The 8,282-nt window shown below is 68.8% G+C and carries 7 protein-coding genes and 2 pseudogenes; 5 read left to right on the top strand and 4 right to left on the bottom strand.

Annotation, left to right across the window (positions count from 1 at the left end):
* Positions 1 to 357: 357 nt before the first annotated feature.
* Positions 358 to 1,224, bottom strand: a complete 867-nt coding sequence (locus MMB92_RS29305) for a sulfite exporter TauE/SafE family protein (RefSeq protein WP_046337914.1) — start codon at positions 1,222 to 1,224, stop codon at positions 358 to 360.
* A gap of 321 nt (positions 1,225 to 1,545) precedes the next feature.
* Between MMB92_RS29305 and MMB92_RS29310 the strand changes: the two genes are divergently transcribed.
* Together MMB92_RS29310 and MMB92_RS29315 are read left to right on the top strand one after the other, a co-directional pair.
* Positions 1,546 to 2,442, top strand: a complete 897-nt coding sequence (locus MMB92_RS29310) for a LysR family transcriptional regulator (RefSeq protein WP_034202272.1) — start codon at positions 1,546 to 1,548, stop codon at positions 2,440 to 2,442.
* Between the two features lie 118 nt (positions 2,443 to 2,560).
* Positions 2,561 to 3,193: a LysE family translocator gene (locus MMB92_RS29315; RefSeq protein WP_084752139.1), complete on the top strand. Its 633-nt coding sequence runs from the start codon at positions 2,561 to 2,563 to the stop codon at positions 3,191 to 3,193.
* Positions 3,194 to 3,211: 18 nt separating this feature from the next.
* Here MMB92_RS29315 and yddG read toward each other — a convergent pair whose 3' ends face one another.
* The 3 genes and pseudogenes from yddG to MMB92_RS29330 form a co-directional block, all read right to left on the bottom strand.
* Entirely contained in the window at positions 3,212 to 4,153 is a 942-nt protein-coding gene (gene yddG / locus MMB92_RS29320; protein ID WP_143272892.1) for an aromatic amino acid DMT transporter YddG, read from the bottom strand.
* Positions 4,154 to 4,279: 126 nt separating this feature from the next.
* Positions 4,280 to 4,630, bottom strand: a pseudogene (locus MMB92_RS35325) (hypothetical protein); the annotation flags it as partial.
* 82 nt (positions 4,631 to 4,712) lie between these two features.
* Entirely contained in the window at positions 4,713 to 6,398 is a 1,686-nt protein-coding gene (locus MMB92_RS29330; protein ID WP_006485997.1) for a metallophosphoesterase family protein, read from the bottom strand.
* 323 nt (positions 6,399 to 6,721) lie between these two features.
* On the opposite strand from MMB92_RS29330, the gene MMB92_RS29335 reads away from it, so the two are divergent.
* From MMB92_RS29335 to MMB92_RS29345, 3 genes and pseudogenes are all read left to right on the top strand, one after another.
* On the top strand, positions 6,722 to 7,021 hold the full coding sequence (locus tag MMB92_RS29335) for a YXWGXW repeat-containing protein (protein WP_060263996.1): 300 nt from the start codon (positions 6,722 to 6,724) through the stop codon (positions 7,019 to 7,021).
* Between the two features lie 226 nt (positions 7,022 to 7,247).
* A complete protein-coding gene (locus MMB92_RS29340) occupies positions 7,248 to 8,033 on the top strand; it encodes an RNA polymerase sigma factor (protein WP_077021739.1) in 786 nt (261 codons plus the stop codon).
* Positions 8,030 to 8,282: pseudogene (locus tag MMB92_RS29345) on the top strand (hypothetical protein); the annotation flags it as partial. The gene MMB92_RS29340 and the pseudogene MMB92_RS29345, both read left to right, overlap by 4 nt.

Below are 8,282 nucleotides of genomic sequence, written 5' to 3' on the forward strand. Positions count from 1 at the left end.
GGCGGCGATGGCCGACGGCTCGGAGGCGGGCGATGGCAGGCCGAATCGGACTGCGAATCAAATCGACCGGAACCGTTCATCGACACGACGGTTTCGCGTCCTGCTCCAGACGGATTCCTTGCGCGCGGACGGGGCCGCCGCGCGTCAGCGGAGCGACCAGATGCCCCAGATCGCGATCAACAGGCCAAGGCCCAATCCGCAGCCCAGCAATACATACGTTTCCATTTCTTGCCTCTGACGACATGGCCATGCTGACATCGGTATCAGCGTACGTGCAGCAAAGCCGGCCGCGTATCGTCCGCGCTGTCGGTCGGAGCGATACGCCGGGTGGTCTGCGCATACTACGCGTGGCAGCTTTCAGAACGCATGCGCGATCGACGGCTGGGTCGCGTGCACACCACCCGTCTGGGCCGTGGCCGATCCGCCGTGCCGAAATACGCCCGACTTCCAGATCATCTGCGCCGCCGCGACGAGCACGAACAGCAGGACGACCATCCTGAAGATCCGGGGCGACATCTTGTCCCGCAGCGGGCGAACCAGCCACATGCCGGCAATCGCCGGCAGGCTGGCGGCCGCCGAGATCGCGAGGTCGGCGCCGCTCGCGTGCGCCGCGCCGCTGAACGTCGTGATCAGCGTGACGATCGACACCACGAGGATGATCGCGATCTGCTTCGTGAATACGCGCCCGGTCGCGCCCGACGAAATCAGGTAGGTGGCGAGCAGCGGGCCGGGCACCGATGCGATGCTTTCCATCAGCGCCGCACCGAAGCCGAGCGCGAAACCGACGGGCTTTTGCCACGCTTGCGGCAGGTCGAGCTTCGGCGCCGCGAGCATCAGTGTCGCGGCCACGATCAGCAGCGCGCCGGAGGCGGCCTGTGCGTGACCGGGATTGAGGGACAGCAGGATCGCCACGCCGACGACATTGCCGATCACGGTGCCGGCGATCGGGGCCGCGATCTTGCGTGCCGTCGCGAGTACCTGGCCGCCTTCCAGCGCCTGCGGGATGTTGCCGAGGATGATCGGCATCGACAGCAGCAGCACCGCATGCCGGATCGGCAGGAACTGGCTGAGGATCGGCATCGCGATCAGCGGCACGCCGATGCCGGTGATGCCCTTGGCCATCCCGCCGAGCAGCAGCGCGACGGCGATGCCGGCCAGTTCGAACGCGGTGAGCCCCTGCAGGCTGGAGACCAGCACCCCTTCAGTCAGATTGAAATGCATCATGGAATGGCATGTCACGGCGTAGCCGGCAGCGAGCGTCGTCGACGGCGCCCGTGGCGGTCGCGTGCATCGTGCACGCAAGGTGTTCGGGATCGGTGCGAACCTGATCGGCCGGTTGTGCGGCCCGGCCCGTCGTGCAGCGTGATGCGCCTGCATCGACGCGGCGGTTCGATCACGCATCTTACCCGAGCGTTGCATCTGGCATTCGGCTCGCGGATGGCGCGGTGCGCGTGTCGGCTGCATGACCGTCGCACCGGTTCAATATAATTCAAGTGAATCGGCCGTCTCATGCGCGGCATACATACCTTCGAACGAGGAAATCCGATGACGCTCGCCCAGTTGCAGGCCCTCGCTGCCGTGGTCGAACTCGGCTCGCTGACGGCCGCGGCAGACCGGCTCAGTCGCAGTCAATCCGCGATCAGCCATGCGCTGACGGAGCTGGAGGACCTCACGCAGGTCAAGCTGCTCTGGCGCGACCGGCAGCCGGTCGTGCTGACGGCGGCCGGCGAACGCCTGTGGCCGTATGTCCAGAGCGTGGTGCGGGAAGCGCAGATGCTGCGCCAGCAGTTCAGCCTGTCGCGCGGCAAGCTCGAAGGGAAGCTGGTGGTTGCGTCGCTGCCGAGCGTGTCGCTGGCGTTCGTCGTTCCCGCCATCGAGGCGTTGAAGGAGATGCACCCGGGCGTATCGGCGGTGCTGCTCGAAGGCACGGACAGCGAAGTCGAAGGGTGGCTCGACGACGGCACGGCCGACGTCGGCGTGGTGGCCGGCGCGAAGACGTTCGCGCACCACCTGCCGCTGCTCGACGAGGATTTCGTCGCGGTGGCGGCCGACGACATGTTCGCCGGCCGCAAGAGCGTGTCGGCCCGGCAGCTGGCCGCGGCGCCGTTCATTTTCTCGAAGGCGGGATGCGGGCCGGTGATCGCGGATTACTTCGCGCGCGGCGGCGCGCCGCTTCGGCCCGCATTCAACGTGGTCGAGATGCGCACGATCCTGTCGATGGCGGAGGCCGGCATGGGCGTGTCGATCGTGCCGCGCATCACGCTCACGTACACGCCGTTCGGCGGGCGCGTGCTGGCGCTGTCGCCACGGCTGCATCGCTCGGTGCGACTGGCGTGGAATACCGCCGGCAACGCGGTCACCGACGCGTTCGTACGGCTCGTCGACGCGCAACGCGCGAAGGCGGAAAAGACGGTCCGGACCCGTGCGAAAAAGGGCAGATAGCGACGGGCGGACACGATGAACGGCGCTCATGGGGCGCTTGCAGTTTATTCACGATGGCGAAGGTCAACATGCAATACATTGTTCTGACCTCGTGATCGTTGCCCTGAAGGAGTGCGCCGTGCCAGCCTTGCCCACCCTGTTTGCGTTCGGACTCGTGTCGCTCGGCATGGTGCTGACGCCCGGGCCGAACATGATCTATCTGGTTTCGCGCTCGATCTGCCAGGGCCGCCGCGCCGGGCTGGTGTCGCTCGGCGGCGTCGCGCTGGGATTCGTGTTCTACATGGTGTGCGCGGCCGTGGGCATCACCGCGCTGGTGATGACCGTGCCGTATGCGTACGATGCGCTGCGCGTTGCCGGCGCGCTGTATCTGGCGTACCTGGCGTGGCAGGCGCTGAAGCCGGGCGGGCGCTCCGCGTTCCAGGTCCGGCAGTTGCCGCACGACAGCCGCGTGAGGCTGTTCACGATGGGCTTCGTCACGAACCTCGCGAACCCGAAGATCGCGGTGATGTATCTGTCGTTGCTGCCGCAGTTCATCGTGCCGGGGCACGGCAGCGTGTTCGCGCAATCGCTGGCGCTCGGCTGCGTGCAGATCGCGGTGAGCGTCAGCGTCAACGCGCTGATCGCGTGCGCGGCCGGTTCGATCGCGGGTTTTCTCGCGGGGCGGCCGCTCTGGGCGGTGGTTCAGCGCTGGCTGATGGGGACGGTGCTGGCCGGGCTGGCCGTGCGGATCGCGCTGGAGTCGCAAAATTGACGATGGCACCGGGTCTCGTCACCCGTGGCAGCTACCGTCGGCCTCGTTGACGATCCGCACGGGCCTGGCCTTGTCACGGCGGCTGCGCGTCGCGAGCCAGCACAGGATCGAGCCGCCGCACACCATCGACGCGCCTTGCCAGAACTCGGCCGACAGCGGCGCGTGCAGCAGCGTGGCGGCGACGGCGGCGGCGAGCACCGGCGTGAAATACGACGCGCCGACGATGACCGTCACGTTGCCGTGCATGATGCCGGTGTTCCAGGCCGCATAGCCGAAGCCGAGCGCCGACGCCGCCAGCACGAGATACCCGACCGCGTGCAAACTGAACGTCATGCCGCCGCCGCCTTCGATCGCGAACTTGATCCAGAGCACCGCGGCGACCAGCATGAAGAACGGCGTGACGCCGTTCTTGCCGTCGGCGATGCGCGCGGTCACCGTGCAATAGCCGGCCCAGATCAGCGCGCCGACGAACGCCAGCCCGTAGCTGAGCGGATTGTCCGCGACGTTGCGCAGCATGCCGGCCGGATCGAGCCCCTGGTCGCCGCCGAGCACCCGGCAGATGCCGAGCATCGACAGCAGGACGCCGGGCACGACCAGCAGGTTCGCGCGCTGCTGGTTGAACGCGATGGCGGCGACCAGCGTGAGACTCGGCCACAGATAGTTGACCATCGCGACTTCGATCGCCTGCCGACCGTTGCTCGCATAGCCGATCGACAGCGACAGGCACAGCTCGTACGACACGAACAGCAGCCCGCCCCACAGCAGGTAGTTTTTCGGGAATCGGCTCAGGTCGGGGAAGCCGATCGAGAACAGCAGAAGCACGGACGCCACCGTATAGATCATCGCCGCGCCGCCGGTCGCGCCGAGGCTTTCGCTGACGCCGCGAACGAGCGCGACCACCGAGGCCCATAACAGCACCGCACCGAGCCCGATGAGCGTTGCCTTGTTCTTGCGTTTCATGCTTGCTGCCTGTTTCAACATGCCAATTCGATTTCGGATGACGCGACGGCGCCGGGCAGTGCCCGCCATGCTCCGGAACGCGCCGTCGACGATCGGCTGCGCGACCGCGTCGAGATCGGGCGCATCGGGCAGCACGAGCGCCGGATTCTTGCCGCCGCACTCTAGCACGATGCGCTTCAGGTCGAATTCGGCCGAGTACTCGAGGAATTGCCGCCGGGGTCCGCCGGATCGGCGAAGCTCACCGTGTCGACGTCCGCGTGCCGGCTTCACGAAACCACCAAGAGAGGGCCGCCTTGTCATCCGGCACGACGGTTTCGAGCCGCCGTCGCGCGGCGGGCATCGGGTCCTCGTGTTCGGCACCAACCGCGACACGGGCGACTGGCTGTTCCACAACCCGTCCGGGTTCGACGTGCGCACGCAGCAAAACGTGGCGATGCCGCGCGCGACGTTCGACCGGTGCTTCGCGAATCGCGGCATCCTGATCGCCCCGTCACGTTGCGCGCGCAACGAGCCGGGCGATCGAAGCGTCAGACGCCCGCCGCAGCGGGCGCCCGCCCGGTCACCGCTCGTGCCGCTTCTTGCTCAGTTCGATCGTCTCGAACAGCTCGTACTGCGCGGTCGGGTGCTGGTCGGCGCCCGGCGCGTGGTAGTAGCGCATCGTGATCGTCGTGTGGCCGCCCGGCTTGCCCGGATCGTGATCGAACACCGCGATCCCGTAGCCGGTGCCGGTATCGCGGCGCGCGGACCAGATCGCATCCTCGAGCGCATCGGCCGGCTGGCGCACGAACGTGTTCGGCGCGGTGCCGGGCACCGGCCGGTTCGGCTTCGTGAACACCTTCGCCTGCGCAAAGCCGGTTGACGGGTTTTCGCCGTACACGTCGAGCGGCGCGCTGGTGCCGCCGCCGCCGAGGATCAGGTGGATCGTGCCGTGACTCGTGTCGAACGTCGTACGGTTCGGATCGTTCGAGCCGACCGGGCGCGGCTGCAGCGTTTCGACCACTTCGCCGGTCTTCGCGTCGACGCCCGCGCGGTGATTGCAGCCGCGCACCGGATAGCTGCGCTCGTAGTCGTGATCGTGGCCGCACAGCACGAGATCGACGCCGTAACGATCGAACAGCGGCAGCCACGCTTCGCGAATGCCCTTGTCGGACCCGTTGCCCGTCTTCGACGAACTGAGCGCGTCCTGGTGCATCTGCACGACGATCCAGTCGATGTCGTCGTCATGCGCGGCGTGACGCAGCGTACGTTCGAGCCAGCGCGTCTGCTCGCCGTTGCTGTAGCCGCGCACGTAGAACGACGTGCCGGGCTCGATCGGCGGGCGACCGGTGCTCGCGGCCGGCACGAGCGGCGCGGGGCCGCCGACGAACGCGGCGGCGTCCTGGTACACGACGTCGTCGGCGTCGAGCGACACGAACAGCACGGAGCTCACGCGGAAGCTGTACCAGCGGCCGGGGAAATGCGTGCCGTTCTCCGGCAGCGTATAGCGGGCGAGATACGAGTCGAGCCCCTGCGGACCGTTGTTGAACTCGATCTCGTGATTGCCGGGGCATGGCATCCACGGGCGATTCGCGGCCGACGTCTGGTTGTTGTTGCCGAAATCGCGCCACACCTCGGGCTGGTGCGCGGGGTTCAGGTTCGCGTAGCAGAGGTCGCCGTTCAGCAGGTGGAACAGCGGCTGGAACTGCTCGACGGCCTGCACCGCGAAGCGGCTTTGCGGCGACGACAGCACCCACGCGCCGTTGGGCGTCGCGAGATCGCCGTAGCTCGTGAAACGGAACGGCGCCCGGCCGCGCGGCGCGGTCGAAAAGTGCGCGGAGAACGGCTGTGCCGCATTGCCGTCGTTGTCGGCCGTGATCTCGTAGCGGTAGCGCGTATCCGGCTTCAGCCCGTGCACGCGCGCGTGGTACGCGAACACGGTCTCGCCGTTCAGGCCGTCGGTGTACAGGCGCTGGACGCCATGCACGGTGCGCGCCGGCTCGCCGTCGGCGACGATGCGCGCGCGCGGATTGACGGCCGGTGCGAGCGACGCCCACGAGATCACGACTTCGGACGTCGGGTCGTTGCCCCACGTCAGGTGAACCTGCTCGGGCGTGCCGTCCGGGTTCGACGCGGCGGCGCGGGCTGCCGCGAGCCCGCCGGCGGCGGTGGCGAGGCCGGAGACGCCGGCGAGTTTCAGGAAGCCGCGACGCGACACGGAGGCGGCCGGCTCGTTCGGCTGGTCAGGGAGAGTGTCCTGGTTCGACATGGTCGGTGTTTTTCGTTGATGGGGCGCGAGACGCGGAACCGCGCGGCCATGCGCGCGCACGGCCGGGGCGTGGGCCGGAAACGAGCGGGATCCCGGTCGCGTGCATTGTCGAAGGGCAGTTTTGCCGCGTTGTGACAGTGCCGCAACCCTGCGCCTGCGGCCGCCGATGTGCAGAGGCGCGCGTCGTGGCTGCCGGTCCGCTCCCGCGCCCGTTCACTTTCTCCGAAATTTATTTGCCGATACCGCGACGGATTTCTCCCGTCCGCTCCGTTTAACGCATGAACGACCGCTTCCGGTCGATGCCCGTTATTTCGGAGTCTTTCATGAAACTTTCCGTTCCATTGCGATTGGCCGTCGGATGCCTGGCTGCGCTCGCGACGTCCGCCGTATTCGCGCAGGCCGTCATCGTCGCGCCTCACGCGCCGCCGCCGCCGCGCGTCGAAGTCATGCCGGCGCCGCGTGCCGGTTACGTATGGGATCAGGGCCACTGGCACTGGCGGCAGGGCCGCTACGTGTGGATTCCGGGCCACTGGCAAGTGGTGCGGGTCGGTTACCACTGGGTGCCCGGACACTGGGCCGCGCGCGGCCCGGCCTGGCGCTGGGTGCCGGGCCACTGGGCCTGACGTGCAGGCCGCCGCGCGGCACGCGATGCCGGCGCAGCGGATTTTTCACGCAACATCATGAGTCGAAGCGATGCCTTTTCGAATCATCGTGATACTGGCGGCCGCGGCGATCGCGCTGGCCGGCTGCGTCGTGGTGCCGGCCCGTCCGGTGTATTACCGGCCCGCGCCGGTCGTCGTATATTGAGCGCGCCGGCCCACGCTCGCGTGGCGGGCTGCGAGGATCGACATGCGGCGCGAACCGGATGTCGATGAATCCGGCTCGGCCGGCACCGTGTGCGATGCCGGGCGCGACGCGCGCGGCGTCGACGCACCGTCGGCATGGCGCCGTCCGGCGATGGCCCGACGCATGCAAGGAGAGCACGACGATGAGCTTCAGCCGGGCGGCGGGTCCCGCCGCCGTGACAGTGCGGCGCGCACGCGCCGCGCGACGGAGCAGGCGGCGTTGAGCGATCGCGGCGACCGCGATCCGGACGCGGAACTCGTCGCACGCGTCGGCGCGCGCGATGCGTCGGCGGTGCGCGTGCTCGTCGCGCGCAAGCTGCCGCGGCTGCTCGCGTTGGCGACGCGCATGCTCGGCGACCGGAGCGAAGCCGAGGACGTCGCACAGGAGACGTTCCTGCGAATCTGGAACCAGGCGCCGCGCTGGCGCGAAGGCGAAGCCCGCTTCGACACGTGGCTGCATCGCGTCGTGCTGAACCTGTGCTACGACCGGTTGCGCGGCCGGCGCGAGGCGCCCGTCGATACGCTGCCCGACGTGCCCGACCCGCAACCGGAGCCGGCCGCGCATGCGGAACTGCGTTCGCGCGATGCGCGCGTGCGGCAGGCGCTGGCCGCGTTGCCGCCGAGGCAGCGGGAAGCGCTGGTGCTCCAGTACTATCAGGACATGTCGAACGTGGAAGCGGCCAACCTGATGGGCATCACCGTCGATGCGCTGGAAAGCCTGCTCGCCCGTGCGCGGCGCAACCTGCGCGCGCAACTGGCCGGCGACCCACCTAGCGAGGACAAGCGATGACACCCGAACGATTTCGTACCATCGTCGCCGCGTACGGCTCGGACGCGCGGCGCTGGCCGGCCGGCGAGCGCGCGGCCGCCGAGGCGTGGGCGCACGCGAACCCGCGCGAAGCGCTGCTGGCGCTCGACGATGCGGCCGACCTCGATGCGTGGCTCGCGTACGACACGGTCGCGCCTCCGGCGCCGGCGCTCGTCGAGCGCATCGTCGCGACGGCGCCCGCGCCGCAGCGCGCCCGCCGGCGCGGCGCCG

The sequence above is a fragment of the Burkholderia sp. IO2 genome, from assembly GCF_029522185.1.
Lineage (GTDB): Bacteria > Pseudomonadota > Gammaproteobacteria > Burkholderiales > Burkholderiaceae > Burkholderia > Burkholderia cenocepacia.

Bases quoted from the DNA above. Each gene is read 5' to 3' on its own strand.
- MMB92_RS29330 (WP_006485997.1), bottom strand. From the start codon at position 6,398: ATGTCGAACCAGGACACTCTCCCTGACCAGCCGAACGAGCCGGCCGCC.
- MMB92_RS29305 (WP_046337914.1), bottom strand. From the start codon at position 1,224: ATGATGCATTTCAATCTGACTGAAGGGGTGCTGGTCTCCAGCCTGCAG.
- MMB92_RS29335 (WP_060263996.1), top strand. From the start codon at position 6,722: ATGAAACTTTCCGTTCCATTGCGATTGGCCGTCGGATGCCTGGCTGCG.
- MMB92_RS29340 (WP_077021739.1), top strand. From the start codon at position 7,248: ATGCGGCGCGAACCGGATGTCGATGAATCCGGCTCGGCCGGCACCGTG.
- yddG (WP_143272892.1), bottom strand. From the start codon at position 4,153: ATGAAACGCAAGAACAAGGCAACGCTCATCGGGCTCGGTGCGGTGCTG.
- MMB92_RS29310 (WP_034202272.1), top strand. From the start codon at position 1,546: ATGACGCTCGCCCAGTTGCAGGCCCTCGCTGCCGTGGTCGAACTCGGC.